Source organism: Variovorax sp. PEI5, from assembly GCF_056679935.1.
Genome location: NZ_CM155257.1, coordinates 265,845 through 290,681, shown reverse-complemented (window position 1 = coordinate 290,681; position 24,837 = coordinate 265,845). Strand labels below are relative to the sequence as shown.

The window sequence follows — 24,837 nt, the reverse complement described above, 5'->3', positions numbered from 1 at the left end:
TCCAACGCTCGATCGTCCTCGCTCGGGGTACCAGACACCAAGCCATCAGGCAGAAAGAAAACGATAGAGGTTTCGAATCATTCCAGCCGTGGCACCCCAAACAAAACGTTCTTGATGACCATCCTGGTAAGGCATGGAGAACCATTGCCTTGCTTCACTACCTGCGGCCTCCATCCGATGCCGACGATGATTGGACGGACTCATCAGATGAGAGAGCGGTACCTCAAAAGCATCAGCGACTTCGTGGGGATTGAGTTTCAACTCGAATCCGGGTTGCACGACAGCAATGACGGGCGTCACGACGAACGAAGTGATCGTGGTGTAGGTGGGCAGGACGCCCAACACTTCGACGAATCTTGCTGCCAGTCCCACTTCTTCCCAGGCCTCGCGCAAAGCAGCAGCTGCCACGTTCGCATCACCCGGATCAACACGACCGCCGGGAAAAGCCACCTGACCGGAATGCGTCGACATGCGGGTTGCTCTTTCAGTAAGCAGTACCGTAGGTTCCGGACGCAGCACGATAGGCACCAGTACGGCCGCCTGAGACAGTGCTCGGTCGCCGACGACTGGTTCTCGACGGACTTCGGGGGTCCATGTCGGCGGATGAGCGAATCTGGCACGCAGCGCTTCCACCGTCATATGCGACGACGGTACATCAGGCAAGCCGACATCCACTCCAGTGACCGGAACAGAGCGAGGATCAAAGGTGGTCGACGATACGGCGTTGATGGGCTCGATGGAAGAAGAAGGCCTCGGCATGACAGACATGATCAGAACGACATGATTGAATGGATAACCGATTCGAAGAAAAAATTTCTGGACAACAGCCGCATCAATAACAAAAGCCGCCTCGAAGGGCGGCTTTTTTTGAGGGCAACGAAGAGCTGCTGCTCTTGTTATTGCGCTGCTGCAGCAGCAGAGGCTGCCTTCGCTGCACGGCTGGGCAGCTTTTCCTTGATACGTGCAGACCGGCCGCTACGCTCGCGCAGGTAGTACAGCTTGGCGCGCCGAACATCGCCGCGGCGCTTGATTTCGATGCCTGCGATCAGCGGACTGTAGGTCTGGAAAGTACGCTCGACGCCTTCGCCACTCGAGATCTTGCGCACGGTGAAACCGCTGTTGAGACCGCGATTGCGTTTGGCGATCACCACGCCTTCGTACGCCTGGACACGCTTGCGGCTGCCTTCGACGACATTGACGCTGACGATGACGGTGTCGCCAGGCATGAAAGCGGGAATGGTCTTGTTGAGACGAGCAATTTCTTCTTGCTCGAGTGTTTCGATCAGATTCATGAGGTTCCTGGATTCGATCTTGTACGCGCTACACAAAAGGCGGCAGGTCAGGCGGTAGACCGATCATGAAGATCGAAAAACCAAGCCTTTTCCAGAGGGCCGCGGCCGGACAGAGGATCGGGTGCAGCCTTCGATTATAGCTTTTTTGACAACGCTTTTTCGTCGTCGCTGTCGAGAAGACCATCGACGCGTGCGGTCGCGATCAGGTCGGGACGTCTTTCCGCTGAAATCGTCAGTCGTTGGTCGCGCCGCCAACGTTCGATCTGCGCATGATGTCCGGAAAGCAACGGTCCGGGCACTGCCTGGTCTCTCCATAGCTCGGGACGGGTGTAATGCGGGCAATCGAGCAATCCGTCGAGTACGGGGTTGAAGCTGTCCTGCACGTGGCTCGCCTCGTCGCCCAGAACACCTGGCTGCAATCGTGCGACGGCGTCGAGCAATGCCATCGCCGCGACTTCACCACCGGACAACACGAAATCGCCAAGACTGATCTGATGCGTGACGCATGTGTCGATGAAACGCTGGTCGATGCCTTCGTAACGTCCACAGACCAGCACGGCGCCTTCGCTGGCTGACCAACGGACGACTGTCGTGTGGCGCAGCACTTCGCCCGCAGGCGAGAAAAGCACGACCGGCGCTGCCGAGCCGCGAGCCGCCAACGCTGCATCCAGACAGTTGGACAACGGCTCGGCCATCATCACCATGCCTGGACCACCACCAAACGGACGATCGTCCACACGGCGGTAGTTGCCTGCAGCAAAGTCGCGCGGATTCCAGAAGAAGACTTGGACCTGACCAGATTCGTAGGCACGACGTGTCACGCCACTGCTCAAAAAGGTATCGAACAGTTCGGGGAAAAGCGTGATGACGTCAAAGCGCATCGGGAAGACTCCGTGCTCAAAAAAAACGAATCACACCAGATCCACTTTCCACCCCGGCGCTGTCGGAGATCCAGCCAGGCAGCAGCGTTCAGTAATCAGGCTGCCAGTCCACAGTGATGACGCGACCGGGGAGGTCGACCTTGTCGATGAACGCGGAAACGAACGGCACCATGCGCTCGATCGTCTTCTCAGATTCGGCTGCAACGCCCGGACTTCCTGGGGAAGCTTCGGCGGTGAGCACGAGGGTTGTCTGAGGACCGGTCGCAAGCAATTCGCGCACGGTTCCAAGCATCACGCCCTCGCGGTTGATGACGCTGAGACCGATCAGATCGACCCAGTAGTACTCGTCATCACCAACGGTGGGGAAACTCGAGCGCGGAACGAATACGCGTGCACCGCGCAAGGCTTCGGCGGCGGTGCGATCGACGACATCGTCGGATGTCGCGACGATGCAGTCGGAGTGTTCCTTGGCCTCACGGATCGCCAACCTGAAAGCCTGCGACTTCGGCTGAGCGTGGACCGGCCCGGATGGCTGGATGAACCAGCGCTTGGAGGAAAAAAGCGCCTCTGGCTGGGCACTGTGGGGCAGGACCTTGAACCAGCCCTTGATGCCCCAGGCATCGACGATGCGACCCACCTCCACGGCGTCCGCCGGCAATTCAGCGATCTCGAGGGTGGGCAGCATCGTCGTACTGCGACGATCAGGCGGCGGCCTTGGGAGCAGCAGCAGCGGCTTGCTTGATCAGACGGGTGACCGTCGGGGAAGCCTGGGCACCCACGCTTTCCCAGTACGTCAGACGGTCCTGGGCGATGCGGATGCTTTCCTCGTTCGATTTGGCGATGGGGTTGTAGAAACCCAGACGCTCGATGAAGCGGCCGTCACGGCGCACGCGCTTGTCGGACACGACGATGTTGAAGAACGGACGGCCTTTGGAACCGCCGCGGGAGAGTCGAATGACGACCATGATTTATCCTTGGGGTGGTGGCAAACCCGCAAGGTTCGCCCACAATGTTCTTCCAACGTTGAGACACGCGACATGGCCACCCGGCCAGCGACACGCTGAAAAGCCTTCGATTATAGCTCGCAAGGCTTCGTCCCCCACTCCCCCGTCTCCTGCCTCCATGACGATCCTCATCCGACCCAGCCTCGACGCGGACATCGCCGCCATCGCCACCATCTACGCCCATCACGTGCTGCATGGCACCGGCACCTTCGAGACCGAGCCTCCCAGTGCCGCCGACATGGCCGCGCGTCGGGCCGACGTGCTGGCCAAGGCCCTGCCCTATCTCGTCGCCGAGCGTCGCAGCGACGGCGCGATCCTGGGCTTCGCCTATTGCAACTGGTTCAAGCCACGGCCGGCCTATCGTTATTCCGCCGAGGATTCGATCTATCTGGCGGACGATGCCCGCGGCCAGGGCGTGGGATCCAGGTTGCTGCGCGCGTTGATCGAGGCCGCCGAGAGCGCGGGTGTGCGCAAGCTGATCGCGGTGATCGGCGACTCGGCCAATGCCGGCTCGATCGGCGTGCATCGCGCTCAGGGCTTCACGGAAGTCGGCGTGCTCAAGGACGTCGGCTGGAAGTTCGAGCGCTGGCTCGACGTCGTCCTGATGGACCGGGTGCTTGGCGATGGCAGCGTGACCAAGCCGTCGTGAATGCCGGCATGAAGCCCCGCAACAAGACGATCGCCGCCTGGCTGGCGTTTCTCGGGGGACCGCTCGGTCTGCACCGTTTCTACCTGCATGGCACGGGCGATCTGCTCGGCTGGATGTTGCCCATCCCGACCGCCCTGGGTGTCTATGGCATCGAGCGCGCGCGTGCCTATGGCCTGGACGACGGCTTGAGCTGGGTGCTGATCCCGCTGGTCGGCTTCGTCATCGCCGGATGCGCGTTGACGGCCATCGTGTACGGCCTGATGGCCCCTGAGAAATGGAACGCCCGCTTCAATGCCGGCCTGGCCGCCGACGCGCCGGCGGGACAAACCGGCTGGTTGACCATCGGCGCGGTCGTCGTCGCGCTCCTGATCGGCACCACGGTGCTCATGTCCAGCATCGTCTTCAGCTTCCAGCGTTATTTCGAGCACCAGGTCGAGGAAGGTCGGAAGATCTCCCAATAGCCGGGCGGCAGACCGCCGGCGGCAGTCGGCGCTCAGAAGATCTGCATGCTCACCCAGTAGGCGACACCGGCCACGAAGGCCGAAGCCGGGATCGTGAAGATCCAGGCCCACACGATGTTGCCCGCGACGCCCCAACGGACCGCGCTCGCGCGCTGCACCGATCCCACGCCGACGATCGCGCCCGTGATGGTGTGGGTGGTCGAGACCGGGATGCCCAGCGCCGTCGCCAGGAAGAGTGTCAGGGCACCCCCGGTCTCGGCGCAGAAGCCGCCGACCGGCTTGAGTTTGGTGATCTTCTGGCCCATCGTCTTCACGATCCGCCAGCCGCCGAACATGGTGCCCAGCGCGATCGCGGTGTAGCAGCTCACGATGGTCCACGTCGGCGGCACGTCGGTGCCGGAGTGGCCGGTGGCGATCAGCAGCATCCAGATGATGCCGATGGTCTTCTGGGCGTCGTTGCCGCCATGGCCCAGGCTGTAGGCCCCGGCGGAGACGAGCTGCAGGCGGCGGAACCAGCGGTCCACGCGCGATGGCGTCGCGCGCCGGCAGACCCAAGCCACCAGCACCATCATGGCCGAGCCGAGCAGGAAGCCGAGCAGCGGCGAGACGAAGATGAACGCCACGGTCTTCCAGATCCCGCCGGCCACCAGGGCGCTGGACCCGGACTTGGCCATCACCGCGCCGACGATGCCACCGATGAGGGCATGCGACGAGCTGCTGGGGATGCCGTAGTACCAGGTCACCAGATTCCACGTGATGGCGCCGATGAGCGCGCCGAACACCACGTGCACGTCGACGATGCCGGGTTGCACGATGCCCTTGCCCACGGTCGCCGCCACGCTGAGGTGGAACACGAAGATCGCCACCAGATTGAAGAACGCGGCGAAGACCACCGCCTGACCGGGCTTGAGCACGCCGGTGGACACCACCGTCGCGATCGAGTTGGCCGCGTCGTGGAAGCCGTTCATGAAGTCGAACGCGATGGCCAGGACCACCAGCAGCACGACGACCCACAGCCCTACCTGAACCGATGCCATGAAACGCCGCGCTTCAGGAGTTCTCGAGGACGATGCCCTCGATCACGTTGGCCACGTCCTCGCACTTGTCGGTGATCGTCTCGAGCAGCTCGTAGATGGCCTTGAGCTTGATCACCTCTCGCACGTCGGACTCCTCGCGGAAGAGCTTGCTCATCGCGCTGCGCATGACGCGGTCGGCATCGGATTCGAGGCGGTCGATCTCCTCGCAGGTCTTGAGCGTGGCTTCGGCCACCGCCGGATCGGCGATCTTGCCGAGGAACTTCACCGCGTCCTTCAGGCGATCGCAGCACTTCACGCTCAGCGCGGTCAGGCGGACGATCTCCTCGGTCATGTGGCGCACGTCGTAGAGCGCCATGGTCTCGGCCGAGTCCTGGATCAGGTCGGCCACGTCGTCCATCGTGTTGATGAGCTTGTGGATCTGCTCGCGATCGATCGGCGTGATGAAGGTCTTGTGGATGAGCCGGTTGACATCGTGCGTCACGCGGTCGGCGGCGCGCTCGGCGTTGTCGACGTCGCGGTTGTACTGTTCCCGCAGATGCACGTCGCCATAGTTGGCGACCAGGTTCTCGAAGGCACGCGCGGCCTCGACGATGCGCTCCGCGTGCTGGTTGAACATCTCAAAAAAATTGCCCTCTCGGGGCAGCAGCTTGCCGAACATGACGTTGGCTCCTTAAACGATGCGTGTGTCGTCGCAATGACGATTTCGTGACAGCCGCGAGTGTAAGGGCCCGACTTTGCCGCCGCGCCGGCGCGGCTCCGCGCCCCGGCACGACACGGTGGTTCTCAGAGCCTTTCGATGGTCTGACCGGCCACGGCATCGAGCTGCGCCGCCGTGACCAGCGCGGGCGCGATCTCTGCGAGCGGTTGCAGGACGAAGGCCCGCTCGTGCATGCGTGGATGCGGCAGGGTCAGATGGTCGGTACGCAGCGCCGCCTCGCCATGGCTCAGCAGGTCGAGATCGAGCGTGCGCGGGGCGTTGCGGTACGGCCGCTCGCGGCCCGCGGCCCGTTCCAGGCGCTGCAGCTCGGCCAGCAATGCCTCGGGGGCGAGCATCGTGTCGAGGGCGACCACGGCATTGATGAAATCCGGTCCCGTGGCATCGACCGGCGCGCTCCGATAGAGCGAGGAGCGCGCCGTGACACGGCTGCCCGCCAGGCCGTCGAGACCCTCCATCGCCTGCAGCACCACGGCACGCGCATCGCCCAGATTGGCGCCGAGCGCGATGAAGGCCCGGGTCATGCGTCGTGACCGCCGCCGCCCGCCTCCGATGCGCCCGACGAACCCTCGGAGCCACCCTCGCCGCCGCCGCCACGCGGCTTGCGCCGCCGCCGGCGCTTGCGGGGAGCCGCCTCGCCGTCGGGCGGCACGGCCGGGCCACCCTCGTCGCCGGCCTCGTCGGCTTCGTTGCGCGCCTCGTACTCGCCAGCGTCGCCGCGCGGCTGCGGGGCCGGCGACGACCGCTGCGCGTCGCCCGCGCCCGCGCCTGCCGACTGGCGCACCCGCACCCGCGTGCGGGCCGCCGGCTTCTGCTCCTCGCGCACCTGGTCGAGCAGGTCCTGGCGACGCAGGTCGTCGGCGGTGCTGAATTCCTGCCACCACTCGGCGATCGCCTCGCCGACCTCGCCGACATCGGCGCGCAGCCGCATGAAGTCGAAGGCGGCGCGGAAGCGCGCCTGCTCGACCAGGCTGTAGGGCGTCGAGCCAACGCGCTTGTCGAAGCGCGGCTGCATCATCCAGATCTCGCGCATGTCGCCGCCGAGCTTGCCGCGGCCCGAGACATCGCCGATGCGGGTGTCGAACACCTCGTCGATCGCCTCCTGCAGCGCCGGGAAGGCCGGCATGCCGCGCTGGCCATGGCGACCCTCCAGTCGCTGGGCCCAGCCGTCGCGCACGTCGGCCCACAGCACGCAGGCCAGCAGGAAGCTCGGGGCGACCGGCTTGCCCTCGGCCACGCGGCGGTCGGTGTCCTGCAGCGCGGCCTTGACGAAGGGCTGGTCGGCACGCTCGACGATCACGTCGAGCAGCGGATAGATGCCTCGCGCCAGCCCCAGCTTGCGCAATTGCGCGATGGTGGCGATGGCATGACCGGTCTGCAGCAGCTTGAGCATCTCGTCGAACAGGCGGCTCTGCGGCACGTCGGCGAGCAGCCGGGCCGACTCGATCAGGGGCGCGGCCGTCTTGGGCTCGATCTCGAAGCCCAGGGCGGCGAGCTTGGCCGAGAAGCGGATCGCTCGGATGATGCGCACCGGATCCTCGCGATAGCGCGTGACGGGGTCGCCGATCATGCGCAGCACCAGCTTGCGGGCATCCCGGATGCCGCCGTGATAGTCCACCACCACCTGGCTGGCCGGGTCGTAGTACATGGCGTTGACGCTGAAGTCGCGCCGTGCCGCGTCCTCCTCCTGCGGTCCCCAGACGTTGTCGCGCAGCACGCGTCCGCTGGCATCGACGGCATGCGTCATGCCGGCGAGCTCGCCCTTGCTGGTGCGCTCGTTGCCCTTGACCTGCTCGGCCGCGGCGTTGTCCATGTAGGCGCGGAAGGTCGAGACCTCGATGACCTCGTGTTCGCGACCACGGCCATACACCACGTGCACGATGCGAAAGCGCCGCCCGATGATGAAGGCGCGCCGGAACAGGCTCTTGACCTGCTCGGGCGTGGCGTTGGTGGCGACGTCGAAGTCCTTGGGCCGCAGGCCCAGCAGCAGGTCGCGCACCGCACCGCCCACGACATAGGCTTCATAGCCGGCGTCCTGGAGGGTGGTGACGACGTTCTTCGCGCGCTCGTCGACCAGCGACGGGTCGATGCCGTGGACGCTGGCCGCCACCTCCTCGCGCTTGCCGAAGCGCGACTTGGCGCCGCGGGCCGACCCGGCGGACTTGCCGAGCAGTTTGTCGATGAAGGTCTTGATCATTGGAAGGACTGGGGAAGCCGGGCGCCAGGCGCTCCGGGAGGTTCGTTCGGAGGGGCGGTGTGACCTACTGGTTCTCGAGCATCGAGCGGATCAGCGGGATCGTCACCGCGCGTTGCGTCTGCAGGGCATAGCCGTCGAGCTGGTCGAGCAGCTCCATGAGGCTGCCGAGGTCGCGGCTGAAGCGGTGCAGCATGTAGTCGAGCACTTCGTCGGCCAGCAGCACGCCGCGGGCGTCGGCGGCCTGGCGCAGCACGGCGCGGCGCTCGGCCTCGTCGAGCAGCTGCAGATGGAAGACGTGGCCCCAGCCGAGCCGCGTGCGCAGGTCCTCGCGCAGGGCGAGGTCGGCCGGCGGCAACGCACCGGTGGCGAGCACGCCGCGCTGCAGCGCATGCGCGGTGACGAACCATGTGAAGGCGACATGCTGCTGCACCGGGTTGTAGAGATGCACGTCGTCCATCAGCACCGCGCCCCAGCGTTCGTCGAACTCCAGGGGCTGCGTCGTGCCGGCATGCAGCACGCCGACCAGCGCACCGCGCTCGCGCAGGGCGCTGCGCACGGCCTCGAGCAGGTGCGTCTTGCCGCTGCCGCTCTCGCCCCACAGGTAGACCGGCACCGGCGACTGGCCGGCCAGCGGCGGCGCATCGTCGACCCAGGGCTCGAGATGGCGCAGCACCGGCTCGTTGGGGCCCGCGTAGAAGCCGGACAGCGTGGGCCCGCTCGCCAGTCCGATGTCGAGCGCGAGCTGCTTCATGCCGGGAGCGAAGCGGGCGGCTGCCGTGGCACGGAGGACGCGAAAGAAGGGTTCATGGGGCCGGGCCGGTCGGCCCTTAAAATCGTGGCGAATTCTATCGGCCCGGCCACCGCGGCCATGGGCGCCGCCGCATTCGTTGCAAGTGGCACCCGTCGTCGGCCCGTCCGGGCTTCCCGGCCACCGCCTCGTCGTCCATCCTTCTTCCGGCTTCCAAACCGTCCGACCGCCATGACTTCCAACTCGCCCACCCCGCTCAGCTACAAGGACGCTGGCGTCGACATCGATGCCGGCGACGCGCTGGTCGACCGCATCAAGCCACTGGCGAAGAAGACGATGCGCGAAGGCGTGCTGGCCGGCATCGGCGGCTTCGGCGCGCTGTTCGAGGTGCCCAAGCGCTACAAGGAACCGGTGCTGGTGAGCGGCACCGACGGCGTCGGCACCAAGCTGCGTCTGGCGTTCGAATGGAACATGCACGACACCGTGGGGATCGATCTGGTCGCCATGAGCGTGAACGACGTTCTGGTGCAGGGCGCCGAGCCCCTGTTCTTCCTCGACTACTTCGCCTGCGGCAAGCTCGACGTCGACACGGCCGCCGCGGTGGTGGGCGGCATCGCGCGCGGCTGCGAACTCTCCGGCTGCGCGCTGATCGGCGGCGAGACCGCCGAGATGCCCGGCATGTACCCGCCCGGCGAATACGACCTCGCGGGCTTCGCCGTCGGCGCGGTCGAGAAGTCGAAGATCCTCACCGGCCAGGACGTGGCCAGCGGCGACGTGGTGCTGGGCCTGGCTTCCTCGGGCGTGCACAGCAACGGCTTCAGCCTGGTGCGCAAGGTGATCGAGCGCGCGGGCGACGACCTGCCCGAGACGCTCGATGGCGCCGCCTTCCGCAGCGCCGTGATGGAACCCACGCGACTCTACGTGAAGCCGGTGCTCGAGGCCCTGTCCCGGCACCCGATCAAGGCGCTGGCCCACATCACCGGCGGTGGCCTGCTGGAGAACATCCCGCGCGTGCTGCCCGAAGGCACCGCCGCGCATCTCGTCAAGGGCAGCTGGCCCCGGACCGAGCTGTTCGCCTGGCTGCAGAAGGTCGCGGGCATCGACGACCTGGAGATGAACCGGACTTTCAACAACGGCATCGGCATGGTCGTCTTGATCGACGCCGCCGAAGCCGCGGCCTGCGCCGCGACGTTGCGCGCGGCGGGCGAGACGGTCCACGAGATCGGGCGCATCGCCCCGCGCGGCGACGGCGCCGCCGTGGTCGTCGCCTGATCGCCACGCCGCCCCATCCAACGGGCGGCCGACACGCCCTCCTCCCGATGCCCACATCCTCCCGAGCGTGACCCTGCCCGCCGACGCCCCTCCAGCCACGGCCTCACGCGCCATCGTCGCGGCGAGTTTCGTGCTCATCGCGTCGACCCTGCTGCTGATCATGTGGCATGGCCTGCTGCCCGGCCTGCTGTGCGTCTGCGTGGGCTTCCTCGCCACCCGCTGGCTCGCGCGGATGCTGGACCTGGGCCTGAAGCGCCGCTTCCACCCGGCGCGCGGCGACGTCCCGGCCGCGCCGCTGCCCGCGCCCGCCACGTCGTCATCGACGGCGCGCATCGCCGCCGCCATGCTGGTGATGCTGGCACCGCTGGCGCTGCTGGTCTTCGCCTATGCCGAGGCCCGCGAGTTCGTGCTGAACGCCACCGAGCAGTACCGGGAACTGCTCGACTTCATCGCCCGCACGGTGCTGGAACTGCGCTCGAAAGTGCCGCCCGACATGGCCATCTACCTGCCCGAAGGCGCGGCCGAGGTGCAGCGCGTCGTCGCCGGCTACCTGCGCGCGCAGGCCGGCGCCATGGCGATGGCCGGGCGGGCCTGGCTGGGCGGACTGCTGTTCGCCTATGTCGGCCTGATCGTCGGAACGCTCGCCGCCGTCGCGCACGGGCCGGCGGTGCGCCGGCCGCTGGCGCTGCAGATGTTCCGGCGCATCACCCGCTTCGGCGAGGCCTTCGGCCAGATCGTCGCGGCACAGTTCTGGATCGCGGCCTTCAACACCTTCCTCACGGCCGTCTTCCTGCTCTTCCTGCTGCCGCTCTGGAACGAGGAGCTGCCCTATACGCCGGCACTCATCACCCTCACCTTCGTCGCCGGACTCGTGCCGATCGTGGGCAACCTGCTGTGCAACGTGGTGATCACGCTGGTCGGGCTGTCGGTCTCGCCGGCGACCGCGCTGGCATGCCTGGGTTTCCTGGTGCTCATCCACAAGGCCGAATACTTCATCAACGCCAAGGTGGTCGGCAGTCGCACGCAGATGGCGGTGTGGGAGCTGCTGGCCGTGATGTTCATGGCCGAGGCCGTGTTCGGCCCGGCGGGACTGGTGGCGGCACCGCTCTTCTACGCGTACTTCAAGAAGGAACTGCAGGCCGCCGGCCTGGTCTGAGCCGTCGCCGATCCGGCGCGCGAGAGGCTCAGCCCGGTGCGTGGTCCTTGCCAGCCGCGTCCGTGCCGGCCGGGTGTTCGCCGGCGATCACGCCCTGCCGCAGCCATTCGTCGGCATGCGCGCGCAGGGCATCGATCTGCAGCCAGACGAGCGTGAGCTGGGTGCGCAGGAGGCGCGCCGCCGGGTTGCTCTCGTCGCCCGCCTCGACCGATGTCGCCAGGGCCTCGCGCAGCGCGATCTCCGCACCCGCGCTCGTCGCGGCTGCCGACGCGGCCTCCGCCGCGACGCCGGCTGCGGCGCCGGCCGTTGCAGTGGCCGTGGCCGCCGTCGTGGCCGCGGCGCCGGGCCGGGGCTCGTGGAAGGCGCCGCGTTCCACCAGCACGACCGCCAGGGCGTCGAGCGCCACCGCCGCGCCTTCCGCCGCCTCCAGCAGGGCCCGGACAGCCGCCGATCCGGCCGGGCCGACCACCGCCCGATGCGCGCCCAGGGCCGAGAGATAGCTCAGCAGCGTGTGGGCGCGGATCAGGAAGCGCAGGGCCACGCCCGCGCGCGGCCGCACGAAACCCGGTTCGCGGAACATGTCGGAGACCGCGCTGGACAGGGCGGCATCGGCATTGTGGGCATCGCGCCGGGCCACGCGATAGGCCAGATCGTCGCGCGCGCCCGAGCGGTACTGGCGGGCGATCTGTCGCAGGTAGCCGGCCTGGCTGCGCAGGGCGCTGGCGGCGAGCGCGTCGATGCGGCGCGCCTGCCAGTGCGGCAGCACCAGCAGCGTCGCCAGACCGGCGATGACGCTGCCGATGGCGGTGTCGACCAGTCGGGGCACCAGCAGCACGCCGCTGTCGCCGATCTGGTTGAAGCACATCAGGACCAGCAGCGTCATGGCGGCGGTGGCCAGGAGATAGCGACGCGTGCGGGTGGCGAAGAACACCACGCCGGCGGCGACCGCCAGCAGCGACTGCAGCCAGGGCAGCGGGAACAGCTGCAGCAGGGCCCAGCCGGCGACGACGCCCAGGGCCGTCCCGGCGATGCGCTGTCCCATGCGCGCGATGGTGCCGCCATAGGTCTGCTGACAGACGAACAGCGTGGTCAGCAGGATCCAGTAGCCCTGCGCCGGATGGATCACGCGCATCACGACATAGCCCGCCGTCAACGCCACGGCCAGCCGCAGCGCGTGACGGAACAGCGCCGAGTCCGGCGTGAGCTGGCGCCGCACCCGATCGACGACGTCGCGCCAGCCATGCGGCGAGATGTCGGCCAGCCCCATGTCGACGCGGCCGGCCTGGGCCGAGGGCTGGCTGGCGCCGGCCAGCTGGCCGTCGAGCTGGGCCAGGTTGCGTGCCAGCGCCTCCACCGAGGCCAGCAGTGCCAGCGGCCCGGCCTCGCGGGTCCGCGCGCGCTCGTGCTCGATCGCGCCGCGCAGGTCGGCCAGCGCCTGCACGGTCACGTCGCTCTTCACGAACGGCTCGCGTCGCGCGATCGACGTCGCCAGGCGTTGGCATTCCAGCCCCTGGAGCGCCAGCACGCGCCGGCAGCGGTAGAGCAGGTCGCTGTGGAAGAAGGTGTCGGCCAGCGCGTTGTAGTCGTCGTGCGAGGAACTGGCGCGCTCGTGCACGTCCTGCGCGATCATGTAGAGGCCGCGGTAGCGCGCGATGCGCCCGGTCGGCGCCCGCTTGCCGATGCGCCGGAAGATGCCTTCCTTGGCCGCGTTGAGCTCGCTCACGACATCGGTGTTGAGCTGCGCCAGCGACAGCCGCTTCTGCTCGATGTCGATGCCGCGCAGGGGCTCGAACAGCGAGGCCTTGAAACGCACGTAGTCGCCCAGCACGGTGTAGAGCCGCACCAGCAGCGCCTGCACCGGCTGGGCCGGGAACAGTGCCGCCCAGCCGACCGAGAAGACGCCGTACCACGCGGCCCCGGCCAGCAGCAGCACCGGGCCCTCGCGCCGGGCGAGCGCGCCGGCGGCGGCCGGGGCGCTCGCGGCGTGGTCGAGGTTGAGCGTCGCGTAGATCCACAGGATCAGGGTCGCATAGCCGATGGCCCGATAGCGCGCGTCGACCGCCCCGAGCATCGTGAGGCAGAAGGCCACCAGCGCCAGGCCGGCGATGAACAGGATCGGATGGTCGAACAGCACCTGCACCGCCAGCGCCGCCGCCGCGAAGCACGCCAGCGTCAGCACCTGGGCGCGCAGGCGCTTGCGCCAGCTGTCGTCGGTCTCCGCGAGAGCGCTGGCGATGGCGCCGAGGAACAACGGGATCACCGCCGCCGAACGCTGGCCGAGCAGGCACATGACCATCAGGCTGCCGAGTGTGAGCAGCACGCGCAGCGGCTGGCCGCCCGCGGGAACGTCACGCAGACGTTCCCGCAGTTGCTGGCGAAAGGGAAGGAGCGGCATGTCGATGGTGAAAACGGCCATGGTGGCATGCCTGCACGTTGCATGCCACCACCGGCGAGGCCGGCGACCTCGGGGCGTCAGGGATTCGGAAGATAGCCCGAGAAGCGCAGGACGTGGCCGTCGGGCTCGCGCACCGCGAACTCTCGCAAGCCCCACGGATGCGATTGCGGCGGCTCGACCACCACGACGCCACGCCGGACATAGGCCGCGTGCAGCCCGTCGAGGTCGTGGCCGACGTGGATCACGATCTCGCCGCGCCACGGCCGCGCATCGCGCAGATGGCATTGCCACAGCCGCAGGTAGACGGGATCGCCCCAGCCGGGTTCGCCCCGGTGTCCAGCCCCGATCCTCACGCGCGCATAGCTGGGTGGCTCGCCGGCGATGAAGTCGAGCTCGAAGCCCAGGACCTCGCAGAAGTAGCGCGCCGCGCGGGCCGCGTCGGCCACCGGCAATACCGGCTGGACGCCGTGGAAGCGATGGTGGTTGCCGAGCTCGCCGGCAGCCGTCATCGGCAGGGCCGGAGCCGGAGCCGGATCGATGGCCATCAGTTCTCCGCCCGGCGCAACGCCGCGACGCGCTCGGCGATGACGTCCAGGTCGAGCGCGTCCTCGGCATGGCGCAGATAGGTCTCGAGGTCGCTCATCGCCTGCGCCGTGTGGCCCTGCGCCGCATGCGCGAGGCCCCGGTCGCGATAGTCGCCCCAGGACTCGGGCGCCAGCGCGATCAGTCGGTCCTGCACGGCGATCGTGCGCTGCCAGTCCTCCTGCGCCGCATGGACCTCTTTCAGATTGCGCAGCATGCGGTGGATGATCTCGCGCGGCGCGGCGGGCTGCAGATAGAGCCCGAGCGGCACGTCGAAGTCGCCGATCACGCCGTCGCCGCGCTTGTAGGGTTCGAGGCGCTCGACCAGTTCCTCGCGCGACAGCGACTTGCCCGTGAACGGGTCGATCACCACCTGCCCCTTGGGCAGGGTCACCTTGATCATGAAGTGCCCCGGGAAGGCGATGCCGCGTGCCTGCAATCCCAGGCCCTGGGCCAGCTCCATCCACAGCACCGCCAGCGAGATCGGGATGCCGCGACGCGTGCGCAGCACGGCGTTGAGGTAGCTGTTGTCGGGATCGTAGTAGTCGTTGACGTTGCCGCCGAAGTTCAGGTCGTGGAAGAAGAACTGGTTGAGCAGACGCAGCCGGGCCAGGGGCGCGGCATCGGCCGGCAGGCGCCGCTTGAGCCGGGCCAGCAGCTGGTCGACGTCGCCGAGCACCTGGGCGACGTCGAGCTCGGGATACTCGTCCTGGGCGATGCTGGTGGCGGCTTCGAGCAGCGGGAAATGCTCGTCGCTCTGCACCAGGGAGGAAAAGTACTCGAGGGCGGTCGGTGTCGCGAGGCTGAGCTTCATGCAGGCTTTGTAGAGGAGCGGACCGGGAGCGTCAAGGCGGTTTTGGCCGATGCTGCATGGGCGGCGCGACGCCGCCCGCCCTCAGCGCTTGATGAAATTGCGCAACCGCACGCCCAGCAATGCCAGCACCGAGAAGTACAGGAGCGCGGCGCCGACGACGAAGATCGCGAGCAGTCCCATGCGCTGCACGCGCACTGCGCGCAGCCCGACCCAGTCGAAATGCTGCGACCCCCAGGCCAGCAGCAGCCCCAGCACGGCCGATGCCACGATCACCTTGAGGACGAAGCGGCCCCAGCCGGGTTCGGGCCGGTAGCTGCCACGCCGCATCAGGCCGATCAGCAGCCACAGGGCGTTGACCATCGCGCCGAGGGCGATCGTCAGGGTCAGCGCGGCATGCTGCAGCACCGGCACCAGCACCAGGTTGAGCAGTTGCGTGAGCACCAGCACGCACACGGCGATGCGCATCGGCGAGCGCATGTCGTGCCGCGCGTAGTAGCCCGGCGCCAGCACCTTGATGGCGACGATGCCGACCAGCCCGGCGCCATAGCCCATCAGCGCGACCGTGGTGCGCTCGACGTCGACGCCGTCGAAGGCGCCGTTGTGGAACAGCACCGCCACCAGCGGCCGCGAGAACAGCAGCAATGCCACCGCGCACGGCACCGACATCAGCACCACCAGGCGCAGGCCCCAGTCGAGCAGCGAGGAATAGCGCGCGTCGTCCTTGGCGGCGCGGGCCGATGCGAGTTGCGGCATCAGCACAACGCCCAGCGCCACCCCGAGCATGGCGGTCGGGAATTCCATCAGCCGGTCGGCATAGCTCACCCAGGTCACGCTGCCCGGCGCGAGATGGGAGGCGATCTGGGTGTTGATGAGCAGCGAGATCTGCGCCACGCTCACGCCGACCAGCGCCGGCAGCATGAGCTGGACGATCCTGCGCGTGGTCGGATCGGCCCAGGCCGCGCGCACCGCCCGCAGGCTGGTGCCCACGCGCGGCAGCATGCCGATGCGGCGCAGGGCCGGCAGCTGGATGCCCAGCTGCAGCGCGCCGCCGACCATCACGCCCACGCATTGCGCGTAGATCGGTTCGATGCCCCAGCGCCGGAACAGCGGCGCGCCGATCAGGATCGACAGGATGAGCGACAGGTTCAGCAGCACCGGCGAGGCCGCCGGCACCGCGAACCGGCGCCAGGTGTTGAGGATGCCGCCGGCCAGCGCCACCAGCGACATGAAGCCGATGTAGGAGAACATCCAGCGCGTCATGAACACCGCGGCGTCGTGGCCCTGCGCCGTCTGCGCGAGGCCGCTGGCCATCGCCCAGACCATCAGCGGCGCGCCGGCCATGCCGGCGATGCACAGCAGCACCAGGGTCCAGGTCAGCAGCGTGGCGACGTGGTCCACCAGGGCCCGCGCGCCCTCGTCGCCGTGCTCGGTCCGGGTCGCCGCCAGCACGGGGACGAAGGCCTGGCTGAAGGCCCCCTCCCCCAGCACGCGCCGGAACAGGTTGGGGATGCGGAAGGCGACGTTGAAGGCATCGGTCAGCGCGCTGACGCCGAAGACGGAGGCCATCAGCAGGTCGCGCACCAGCCCGGCGATGCGGGAGGCGAGCGTCAGCAGCGAGACGGTGGAGGCGGATTTGAATAAGGACACGGCGCCGCGAGTGTAGGGTCCTGCCGCTGCGCCCCTCGCGGCTTCGCATGCCCCACCCACGATCCAGCGGATCCGGCTCCGCCGGTCCGCCAGGATCGTCCCCGGCCGGGGTAGGCGGAGCGGCACGAAGTGCGCGCAGCCTGGGGGCGTCCTATAATGGTGGGCTTTGCCGCATCATCCCCAAACACACCAGGACACACAAACACATGGCATCCGCTAAACCGAAGAAGAAGAACCCGCGCCTCGCGTCGGGCCGCAAGCGCGTCCGTCAGGACACCAAGCTCAACGCCGCGAACACCTCGCTGCGCTCCAAGTACCGCACCGCGGTGAAGAACGTCGAGAAGGCCGTGCTGGCCGGCGACAAGACCAAGGCCACCGAGCTGTTCGCCAAGGCCCAGGCCGTGGTCGACACCATCGCCGACAAGGGCATCTTCCACAAGAACAAGGCAGCGCGCGACAAGAGCCGCCTGTCCGCCAAGGTCAAGGCCCTGGCACTCGCCCCTGAAAAGGCCGCCGCCTGACGCTCAGGTAACCAGCCCGGATCGGTTCGGTGCCCCGCGCACCCGGCCGCTCCGCCGTTTGACCGGGGTGCGCTGCGGCAGCAAAGCAAAAAAGTGGAAAACCGCCTTCGGGCGGTTTTTTCATGGGCGATCGACATGTCGCCGGGATCGGGATCGACTCCGCCCGCATCCCGGGCGAGCGGTCAGGGCTGCTCCGTCAGGGCTTCTCTTGCGGCACCAGGCAGGCTTCGACGATCTGCAGGCCGTTGTCGCGCGCGAAGTTCATGACGAAGTCCCACGCCATCACGTTGTATTCGCGCAGGTCGACGTGGACCACGACGCACTTCACGCCATTGATGTTGGTGGGTACGCACCACGGCGAATAGCTCAGATGGCTGCCGGGAGTGGCGCCTCCGGGACGGAACGAACTCATGACGCCGGCGAGGCGTTCGGCCCAGTCACTGGGGCGGAAGGTTCGGCCATCGCTCGTGATGCCCTGGATGAAGACTTCTTTGGCGCTGGGGGAGATCATCAGTTGGATAGGGCTGGGCGCGTGCTGCAGCGCACCACGGATTCTATCCGGCCGCCCCACCGGGGAGACGCAATCGCACAGGCCTGGCCCGGACATTGCTGCAATGCGCAATCCTCAACAAATGCGAAATACTGCACGCCTAGAATTCGCCTTCCTTTTCCCGGAGAACCCCGTATGAGCGCCCCCGCCGTCCCGACCTCGCCCCACGTGATGAACACCTATGGCCGACTGCCCATCGCGCTGTCGCATGGCCAGGGCTGCCGCGTGTGGGACACCGAGGGCCGTGCCTACCTCGACGGCCTGGGCGGCATCGCCGTCAACACGCTCGGCCACAACCATCCCGAACTGGTGCCCGCGCTGCAGGACCAGATCGCCAAGCTCATCCACAGTTCCAACTACTACCACGTGCCCGGCCAGGAACAGCTGGCGGCCAAGCTGACCGAGCTGTCGGGACTGACCAATGCCTTCTTCTGCTCCACCGGCCTGGAGGCCAACGAGGCGGCGCTCAAGCTGGCGCGCAAGTTCGGCCACGACAAGGGCATCGAGCGGCCGGAGATCGTGGTCTACGAGCACGCCTTCCACGGCCGCTCGATCGCCACCCTGTCGGCCACCGGCAATCCCAAGGTGCAGAAGGGCTTCGGACCACTGGTCGAGGGCTTCATCCGCGTGCCGCTCAACGACATCGAGGCCCTGAAGCGGGCCACGCAGGACAACCCCAACGTCGTGGCCGTGTTCTTCGAGACCATCCAGGGCGAGGGCGGCATCCATCCGATGCGCATCGAATACCTCCAGCAGGTGCGCGCGCTGTGCGACGAGCGCGACTGGCTCATGATGATCGACGAGGTGCAGTGCGGGATGGGTCGCACCGGCAAGTGGTTCGCCCACCAGTGGGCCGGCATCCTGCCCGATGTGATGCCCCTGGCCAAGGGCCTGGGCTCGGGCGTGCCGATCGGCGCGGTGGTCGCCGGTCCGCGCGCGGCCCAGATCTTCGGACCCGGCAACCACGGCACCACCTTCGGCGGCAATCCGCTGGCGATGCGCGCGGGCATCGAGACGATCCGCATCATGGAGCAGGACGGCCTGGTCGAGAACGCCGCCACCGTGGGCGCGCACCTCAAGGCGGCGCTGGAGCGCGAGTTCGACGGCCTGGCGGGCGTGCGCGAGGTGCGCGGCCACGGCCTGATGCTGGGCATCGAGCTCGACCGTCCCTGCGGCGTCATCCTCAACCGCGCCTGCGACGCCGGCCTGCTGCTGAGCGTCACGGCCGACAACGTCATCCGCCTGGTGCCGCCGCTCATCCTGAGCATCGCCGAGGCCGACGAGATCGTCGCGATCCTCGCGCCCCTGGTTCACACCTTCCTCTCGGAACCCACCCCATGACGACGACCATGACCGGCCAACCCGCGATCCGGCACTACCTGCAGTTCTCGGACTTCACGACCGACGACTATGCCTATCTCTTCGAACGCGCCGCCCTCATCAAGCGCAAGTTCAAGGCCTACGAGAAGCATCAACCGCTGGTCGATCGCACGCTGGTCATGATCTTCGAGAAGGCCTCGACGCGCACCCGCGTGAGCTTCGAGGCCGGCATGTACCAGCTCGGCGGCAGCGTGGTGCACCTGACGACCGGCGACACCCAGCTGGGCCGCTCGGAACCGATCGAGGACAGCGCCCGCGTCATCAGCCGGATGGTCGACGCGGTGATGATCCGCACCTTCGGGCAGGACAAGATCGAGCTGTTCGCCAAACACTCGCGGGTGCCGGTCATCAACGGCCTGACCAACGAGTTCCATCCCTGCCAGATCCTGGCCGACATCTTCACCTACATCGAGCATCGCGGCTCGATCCGCGGCAAGACGGTGGCCTGGGTGGGCGATGGCAACAACATGGCCAACACCTGGCTGCAGGCCAGCGAGATCCTGGGCTTCACGGTGCACGTGAGCACGCCCAGCGGCTATGGCGTGGATCAGTCGGTGGCGGGCCTGCGCTCGTCCGACAGCTACAAGGTCTTCACCGACCCCATGGAGGCCTGCCGTGGCGCCGACCTGGTGACCACCGACGTCTGGACCAGCATGGGCTACGAGGCCGAGAACGACGCGCGTCGCGCCGCCTTCGCCGACTGGCGCGTCGATGCCGAGATGATGCGCGTCGCCCAGCCCGATGCCCTGTTCATGCACTGCCTGCCGGCGCATCGCGGCGAGGAGGTCGATGCCGAAGTGATCGACGGACCGCAGTCGGTGGTCTGGGACGAGGCCGAGAACCGCATGCACGTGCAGAAGGCGCTGCTGGAGTTCCTGCTGCTGGGACGGCTGCGGGCCTGAGCGGCCCGGTCTCGGGGTTTCACCGGGGCGTTGGGAATAACCGACACCACGCCATGGCGGGCGGCGCTAACTTCGCGCCATGCCCCACCCTTCCTCCCGCATCCGGGACATCTCCCCGCCCGTCCATGAAGGCGCGCCGGTCTTCCCCGGCGACACGCCCTACCGCCAGCGCTGGGCCGCGAGCATCGGCCCCGACTGCCCCGTGAACGTCGGCGAGATCACCCTGTCGCCCCATGTCGGCGCCCATGCCGATGCGCCCCTGCACTACGACCCCCACGGCGCCGCCATCGGCGCGGTCGACCTCGCGCCCTTCCTCGGTCGCTGCCGGGTGATCCACGCCATCGGACGCGGTCCGCTGGTCGAATGGGCCCACCTGGCCCACGCGCTGGACGACCTGCCGCCGCGCGTGCTGGTCCGCACCCGCGAGCGGGCCTTCGTCGATCGCTGGGACCCGGAGCTGGTCGCCTTCGCGCCCGACACCATCGAACGGCTGGCGGCCCATGGCGTGCTGCTGGTGGGCATCGACAGCGCCAGCATCGACCCGGCCGACAGCAAGACCCTCGACAGCCACCAGGCGATCCGCCGGCTGGACCTGCGCGTGCTGGAGAACCTGGTGCTCGACGAGGTGCCCGAGGGCGACTACGAACTCATCGCCCTGCCGCTGCGGCTCACGAGCGCCGATGCCTCCCCGGTCCGCGCGGTGCTGCGCGACCTGCCGCCCACCGCCGCCGGCGGCCCGGCCCCGTCCCCCATCGCATGAACACCATGACCCCGACCATCGCTTCCGAACCCATCCCCGCACCCATCCCCTCGGCCGCCCCCACGCTCGACGACTGCCGCGCCCTGGACCGCCAGGACCCGCTGCGCGAGCTGCGCGATCTGTTCAGCCTGCCCGAGGGCGTGATCTACCTCGATGGCAACTCGCTCGGCGCCCTGCCCCGGGCCGCCCCGGCGCGCATCGCCGAGGTGGTGGCGCGCGAATGGGGCGAGGGTCTGATCCGGTCCTGGAACACGGCGCGCTGGTTCGACCTGCCGCAGCGCCTGGGCGACAAGGTGGCGCGCCTGGTCGGCGCCGCGCCCGGCAGCGTGGTGTGCACCGACAGCACCTCGATCAATCTCTACAAGGTGCTGTTCGCGGCCATGACGCAGGTGCTGCGGCGGGGCGCCGACGCGGCGTCGCGCCGCGTCGTGCTGAGCGAGCGCGACAACTTCCCGACCGACCTCTACATCGCGCAGTCGCTGTGCCGCGAGCGCGGCTTCACGCTGGTACTGCTGGACGACGCCGCCGGGCTCGACGCCGCGCTGGCGGCCGGCGATGTCGCCGTGCTGATGCTCACCCACGTCAACTACCGCACCGGCGCCATGCACGACATGCGCGCCATCACCGCCGCCGCGCGGGCCGCCGGCGCATTGGCGGTCTGGGACCTGGCGCACAGCGTCGGCGCGGTGCCGGTGCGGCTGGACGATTGCGCGGCCGACTTCGCCATCGGCTGCGGCTACAAGTACCTCAACGGCGGACCGGGCGCGCCGGCCTTCGTCTGGGCGCATGCGCGCCACGCCGGGCACTTCGAGCAGCCGCTCGCGGGCTGGTGGGGGCATGCGGCGCCCTTCGAGTTCACGCCCGACTACCGGCCGGCCGAGGGCGTCGGGCGCTACCTGTGCGGCACCCAGCCGATCATCGCCCTGGCCGGGCTCGACTGCGGGCTGGACACCGTGCTGGCCGCCGCGTCCTGCGATGCCACGGGCGATCCGATGACCGCGCTGCGGCGCAAGTCGCTGGCGCTGACCGATGCCTTCATCGCGCTGGTCGAGGCCCGCTGCGACGGCCGTTTCGACATCGCCACCCCGCGCGACCCGGCGCGGCGCGGCTCGCAGGTCAGCCTGACATGGGCCGGCGGCGCGGCGTCACGCGGCGCGGTGGATGCACCGAACGCCCACGCGATCGTCCAGGCGCTGATCGCGCGCGGTGTCATCGGCGACTTCCGCGCCGGCGATGCGCGCGCTCCGGACATCCTGCGCTTCGGCTTCACGCCGCTCTACCTCGGCTTCGAGGAGGTCTGGTGGGCCGTCGAGCATCTGGTGCGGGTGCTCGACGGCCGCGAATGGGCGCGGCCGGAATTCAACCGGCAACAGGCGGTGACCTGAATGGCCGGCCCGATCGAGTCCGACGGCCCCGCCGACCCCGCGCCGCGTGGCGATCCGGCCCTCGTCGGCGAGCTCGCCGGCACGCCGGCCGGCTCCGCGCCCGAACGCATCGTGCGCGAGGAAGGCGCCCGGCTCGACTTCAGCGCGGCGATGAGCTATGGCGACTACCTCGGCCTCGACCAGCTGCTGTCGGCCCAGCATCCGCGTTCGCCGGCGCACGACGAGATGCTGTTCATCGTCCAGCACCAGACCAGCGAGCTGTGGATGAAGCTGATGCTGCACGAGCTGGCCGCCGCCATCGACGCCATCGCCGCCGACCGGCTGCCCGACGCCTTCAAGATGCTGGCGCGCGTCGGCCGCATCATGGAGCAGCTGGTCGGCGCCTGGAGCGTGCTGGCCACCATGACGCCGCCCGAGTACACGGCCATGCGTCCCTACCTGGCGAACTCCAGCGGCTTCCAGAGCGCGCAGTACCGCCGCATCGAGTTCATGCTCGGCCACAAGAACGCCGCCATGCTGCAGCCGCACGCGCACCGGCCCGACCTGCTGGCCGAGGTCGAGGCGGCCTGGCGCGCCCCCTCGCTCCACGACGAGGCGCTGCGCCTGCTGGCGCGCCATGGCCTGGCCGTGCCCGCCGGGCGCCTGGAGCGCGACTGGACGCAGCCCTGCGCGCCCGACGACGCGGTGCGCGCCGCCTGGCTCGTCGTCTATCGCGATCCGCGCGCGCACTGGGACCTCTACCAGCTCGGCGAGAAGCTGATCGACATCGAGGATGCCTTCCGGCTCTGGCGTTTCCGCCACGTGACGACGGTCGAGCGCGTGATCGGCTTCAAGCGCGGCACCGGCGGCACCGGCGGGGTGAGCTACCTGCGCAGGATGCTCGACGTCGTGCTGTTTCCGGAACTCTGGACGCTGCGCACCAATCTCTGAGCGGCCGCCGCGATCCGGCCCGCGCCGCGACCGCTCACCCGGTTTCACCCGGCGTAGAGCCAGGGCACGTCGAGCAGCTTCGGCCCCAGCACGCGCAGGCCGGCGTCGCGCGCCAGCCGCGCCGGGCCCGACAGATGGAAGACCACGCCATTGCGCCGGGCCCTCGCCTGCACCCGGGCATTGCGCCGCCAGCGCGCGGCGGCATAGCGCGCCAGGGCCGCGGGCAGGTCCATGGCGCCGGCATCGTCGATGGCGACGGCGAGCGCCACCGCGTCCTCGATCGCCATGCCCGCGCCCTGCGCCATGTAGGGCAGCATGGGATGCGCGGCATCGCCGGCCAGCGCGATGCGGCCGCGCGCCATCCCGTCGGGACCGGCGAGCGGCGGGCGGTCGCACAGCGTCCAGGCGCGCCAGCCGGGCATCGCCTCGATCAGGGCCTGCAGCATGCCACCGCAGCGCCCCGTGGCCCGCTGCAGGGCCTCCAGGCCGGTGGCCTGGTCCCAGTCGCGCGCGTCACCGGTCGGTGCCGACTCGGCCAGCACGACCACGTTCTGCGCCGTGCCACCGCGCACGGGATAGGCCACCGCGTGCAGCCGCGCCCCCAGCCAGACGCGGACGTCGTTGCCGCGCAGGGCGGCCGGCAGCGCGGCCTGCGGCACCAGCGCGCGCCAGGCGGTGTGGCCGGTGACGCGCGGCGCCGGATCGGCCGCGCCGGCGACCTGCGGCCGCACGACGCTCCACAGGCCATCGGCGCCGATCAGGGCATCGCCGCGCCAGGCCCGGGCATCGGCGGCGACGACGCGGACCGCCGCGTCGTCGGCCTCGATGCGCTCGATGCGGGCTCCCGGGTGCAGCGTGATGCCCGCGCGGCCGCGCACGGCGTCGAGCAGCATCGCGTGCAGGTCGGCGCGATGCACGCAGCCATAGGGCGCGCCATAGCGCCGCTGCATCGACCGGCCCAGCGGCAGCCGCGCGACGACGGCGTCGTCACCGGTGCCGCGCACCACCAGCGCGTCGGGCCAGGCCGCGATGCCGGCCAGCGCCGACTCCATTCCGAGCGCGTGCAATCGCCGCGTGGCGTTGGGGCCCAGCTGCAGCCCGGCGCCGATCTCGCCGAAGGTCCCGGCCTGCTCCAGGATGTCGATGGCGCGCGGCGCGCGGGACCGGGCCGTGCCACCGGCGAGCGCCAGCGCGCAGGCCAGTCCGCCGATGCCGCCGCCGGCGACCAGGATGCGGGTGGTCACGGCCGGGTTCAGCGCTCCGCGCCGGCCGGCCGGGCATCCGGGGGCGCTGCTGGATCGATGGCGCCCCGCCGGGCTCCGGTGCCACAGCTGCCGCAGCTGTCGCACGACCCGCAGCCCGAGGTCCGCGCCAGCGAGGTCGCCAGCGCGTCGGCACGCGCCGCATCGACCCATCCGGCGCGGCGCGTGCCCGCCGCCACCCGGCCCGCCGCGGCGCGGCGCCAGGCGGCCGGCATCCAGCGCCACACCGCGTAGAGCGCGGCGCAGGCGACGATGAGTCCGACGATGATCTGCTGTGCCATGGAAAGGCCCTCGGGA

27 protein-coding genes are annotated in these 24,837 nt (G+C 69.0%); 10 read left to right on the top strand and 17 right to left on the bottom strand.

Translation table 11 applies throughout. The annotated features are described in order from the left end of the window. Window positions 1–45 precede the first annotated feature (45 nt). From AC1MLT_RS01330 to rpsP, 5 genes are all read right to left on the bottom strand, one after another. On the bottom strand, window positions 46–768 hold the full coding sequence (locus AC1MLT_RS01330) for a CoA pyrophosphatase (protein ID WP_481033498.1): 723 nt from the start codon (window positions 766–768) through the stop codon (window positions 46–48). A 128-nt stretch (window positions 769–896) separates the two neighbouring features. Beyond that, the gene (gene rplS / locus AC1MLT_RS01325) at window positions 897–1,292 is read right to left on the bottom strand and encodes a 50S ribosomal protein L19 (protein ID WP_429592714.1); all 396 of its coding nucleotides are present in this window, start codon (window positions 1,290–1,292) and stop codon (window positions 897–899) included. 134 nt (window positions 1,293–1,426) lie between these two features. Then, window positions 1,427–2,173: a tRNA (guanosine(37)-N1)-methyltransferase TrmD gene (gene trmD, locus AC1MLT_RS01320; protein ID WP_481033497.1), complete on the bottom strand. Its 747-nt coding sequence runs from the start codon at window positions 2,171–2,173 to the stop codon at window positions 1,427–1,429. Between the two features lie 88 nt (window positions 2,174–2,261). Further along, window positions 2,262–2,858: a ribosome maturation factor RimM gene (rimM, locus tag AC1MLT_RS01315; RefSeq protein ID WP_481033496.1), complete on the bottom strand. Its 597-nt coding sequence runs from the start codon at window positions 2,856–2,858 to the stop codon at window positions 2,262–2,264. A gap of 16 nt (window positions 2,859–2,874) precedes the next feature. Beyond that, entirely contained in the window at window positions 2,875–3,138 is a 264-nt protein-coding gene (gene rpsP / locus AC1MLT_RS01310; protein ID WP_296307973.1) for a 30S ribosomal protein S16, read from the bottom strand. 157 nt (window positions 3,139–3,295) lie between these two features. On the opposite strand from rpsP, the gene AC1MLT_RS01305 reads away from it, so the two are divergent. Beyond that, window positions 3,296–3,826: an N-acetyltransferase family protein gene (locus tag AC1MLT_RS01305; protein WP_481033495.1), complete on the top strand. Its 531-nt coding sequence runs from the start codon at window positions 3,296–3,298 to the stop codon at window positions 3,824–3,826. Between the two features lie 8 nt (window positions 3,827–3,834). Beyond that, window positions 3,835–4,287, top strand: coding sequence for an NINE protein (locus AC1MLT_RS01300; protein WP_481033494.1), 453 nt, complete (start codon window positions 3,835–3,837; stop codon window positions 4,285–4,287). 32 nt (window positions 4,288–4,319) lie between these two features. On the opposite strand, the gene AC1MLT_RS01295 is transcribed toward AC1MLT_RS01300, so the two are convergent. From AC1MLT_RS01295 to hda, 5 genes are all read right to left on the bottom strand, one after another. Continuing rightward, the gene (locus AC1MLT_RS01295; RefSeq protein ID WP_481033493.1) at window positions 4,320–5,324 is read right to left on the bottom strand and encodes an inorganic phosphate transporter; all 1,005 of its coding nucleotides are present in this window, start codon (window positions 5,322–5,324) and stop codon (window positions 4,320–4,322) included. A 13-nt stretch (window positions 5,325–5,337) separates the two neighbouring features. Then, window positions 5,338–5,982, bottom strand: a complete 645-nt coding sequence (locus tag AC1MLT_RS01290) for a DUF47 domain-containing protein (RefSeq protein WP_481033492.1) — start codon at window positions 5,980–5,982, stop codon at window positions 5,338–5,340. 125 nt (window positions 5,983–6,107) lie between these two features. Further along, complete coding sequence (gene folK / locus AC1MLT_RS01285; protein WP_481033491.1) at window positions 6,108–6,563, bottom strand: 2-amino-4-hydroxy-6-hydroxymethyldihydropteridine diphosphokinase; 456 nt, start codon at window positions 6,561–6,563, stop codon at window positions 6,108–6,110. Then, a complete protein-coding gene (pcnB, locus tag AC1MLT_RS01280) occupies window positions 6,560–8,236 on the bottom strand; it encodes a polynucleotide adenylyltransferase PcnB (protein WP_481033490.1) in 1,677 nt (558 codons plus the stop codon). Before pcnB ends, folK begins: the two co-directional genes overlap by 4 nt. Window positions 8,237–8,300: 64 nt before the next feature. After that, the gene (hda, locus tag AC1MLT_RS01275; protein ID WP_481033489.1) at window positions 8,301–8,987 is read right to left on the bottom strand and encodes a DnaA regulatory inactivator Hda; all 687 of its coding nucleotides are present in this window, start codon (window positions 8,985–8,987) and stop codon (window positions 8,301–8,303) included. Window positions 8,988–9,215: 228 nt separating this feature from the next. On the opposite strand from hda, the gene purM reads away from it, so the two are divergent. Beyond that, complete coding sequence (gene purM / locus AC1MLT_RS01270; protein ID WP_481033488.1) at window positions 9,216–10,256, top strand: phosphoribosylformylglycinamidine cyclo-ligase; 1,041 nt, start codon at window positions 9,216–9,218, stop codon at window positions 10,254–10,256. Window positions 10,257–10,329: 73 nt separating this feature from the next. Next, a complete protein-coding gene (locus tag AC1MLT_RS01265; RefSeq protein WP_481035075.1) occupies window positions 10,330–11,412 on the top strand; it encodes an AI-2E family transporter in 1,083 nt (360 codons plus the stop codon). A 28-nt stretch (window positions 11,413–11,440) separates the two neighbouring features. Here AC1MLT_RS01265 and yccS read toward each other — a convergent pair whose 3' ends face one another. The 4 genes from yccS to murJ all read right to left on the bottom strand — a co-directional run bounded on the left by yccS (window position 11,441) and on the right by murJ (window position 16,850). Next, entirely contained in the window at window positions 11,441–13,828 is a 2,388-nt protein-coding gene (gene yccS, locus AC1MLT_RS01260; RefSeq protein ID WP_481033487.1) for a YccS family putative transporter, read from the bottom strand. 56 nt (window positions 13,829–13,884) lie between these two features. Further along, entirely contained in the window at window positions 13,885–14,352 is a 468-nt protein-coding gene (locus AC1MLT_RS01255; protein WP_481033486.1) for a VOC family protein, read from the bottom strand. Next, window positions 14,352–15,203, bottom strand: coding sequence for a SirB1 family protein (locus AC1MLT_RS01250; protein ID WP_481033485.1), 852 nt, complete (start codon window positions 15,201–15,203; stop codon window positions 14,352–14,354). The genes AC1MLT_RS01255 and AC1MLT_RS01250 overlap by 1 nt, the downstream gene beginning before the upstream one ends. A gap of 81 nt (window positions 15,204–15,284) precedes the next feature. Beyond that, the gene (gene murJ, locus AC1MLT_RS01245) at window positions 15,285–16,850 is read right to left on the bottom strand and encodes a murein biosynthesis integral membrane protein MurJ (RefSeq protein ID WP_481033484.1); all 1,566 of its coding nucleotides are present in this window, start codon (window positions 16,848–16,850) and stop codon (window positions 15,285–15,287) included. 206 nt (window positions 16,851–17,056) lie between these two features. Here murJ and rpsT point away from each other — a divergent pair, with 206 nt between their 5' ends. Beyond that, window positions 17,057–17,371 carry a 30S ribosomal protein S20 gene (gene rpsT / locus AC1MLT_RS01240; RefSeq protein WP_481033483.1) on the top strand — a complete coding sequence of 105 codons (315 nt, stop codon included), beginning with the start codon at window positions 17,057–17,059 and terminating at the stop codon, window positions 17,369–17,371. A gap of 196 nt (window positions 17,372–17,567) precedes the next feature. On the opposite strand, the gene AC1MLT_RS01235 is transcribed toward rpsT, so the two are convergent. Continuing rightward, window positions 17,568–17,882: a DUF3579 domain-containing protein gene (locus AC1MLT_RS01235; RefSeq protein WP_481033482.1), complete on the bottom strand. Its 315-nt coding sequence runs from the start codon at window positions 17,880–17,882 to the stop codon at window positions 17,568–17,570. Window positions 17,883–18,056: 174 nt separating this feature from the next. Between AC1MLT_RS01235 and AC1MLT_RS01230 the strand changes: the two genes are divergently transcribed. From AC1MLT_RS01230 to kynA, 5 genes are all read left to right on the top strand, one after another. Beyond that, complete coding sequence (locus AC1MLT_RS01230) at window positions 18,057–19,262, top strand: acetylornithine/succinylornithine family transaminase (protein ID WP_481033481.1); 1,206 nt, start codon at window positions 18,057–18,059, stop codon at window positions 19,260–19,262. Further along, a complete protein-coding gene (gene argF / locus AC1MLT_RS01225) occupies window positions 19,259–20,203 on the top strand; it encodes an ornithine carbamoyltransferase (protein ID WP_481033480.1) in 945 nt (314 codons plus the stop codon). Before AC1MLT_RS01230 ends, argF begins: the two co-directional genes overlap by 4 nt. A gap of 79 nt (window positions 20,204–20,282) precedes the next feature. Then, window positions 20,283–20,963, top strand: a complete 681-nt coding sequence (gene kynB, locus AC1MLT_RS01220) for an arylformamidase (RefSeq protein ID WP_481033479.1) — start codon at window positions 20,283–20,285, stop codon at window positions 20,961–20,963. 5 nt (window positions 20,964–20,968) lie between these two features. After that, window positions 20,969–22,348 (top strand): kynureninase, encoded by a 1,380-nt coding sequence (gene kynU, locus AC1MLT_RS01215; protein WP_481033478.1) that lies wholly within the window; start codon window positions 20,969–20,971, stop codon window positions 22,346–22,348. A gap of 150 nt (window positions 22,349–22,498) precedes the next feature. Further along, window positions 22,499–23,278 (top strand): tryptophan 2,3-dioxygenase, encoded by a 780-nt coding sequence (gene kynA / locus AC1MLT_RS01210; protein ID WP_481035074.1) that lies wholly within the window; start codon window positions 22,499–22,501, stop codon window positions 23,276–23,278. A gap of 44 nt (window positions 23,279–23,322) precedes the next feature. On the opposite strand, the gene AC1MLT_RS01205 is transcribed toward kynA, so the two are convergent. Next, window positions 23,323–24,522 carry an FAD-dependent monooxygenase gene (locus tag AC1MLT_RS01205; protein WP_481033477.1) on the bottom strand — a complete coding sequence of 400 codons (1,200 nt, stop codon included), beginning with the start codon at window positions 24,520–24,522 and terminating at the stop codon, window positions 23,323–23,325. An 8-nt stretch (window positions 24,523–24,530) separates the two neighbouring features. Further along, window positions 24,531–24,821 (bottom strand): DUF6587 family protein, encoded by a 291-nt coding sequence (locus tag AC1MLT_RS01200; RefSeq protein WP_481033476.1) that lies wholly within the window; start codon window positions 24,819–24,821, stop codon window positions 24,531–24,533. Window positions 24,822–24,837 lie beyond the last annotated feature (16 nt).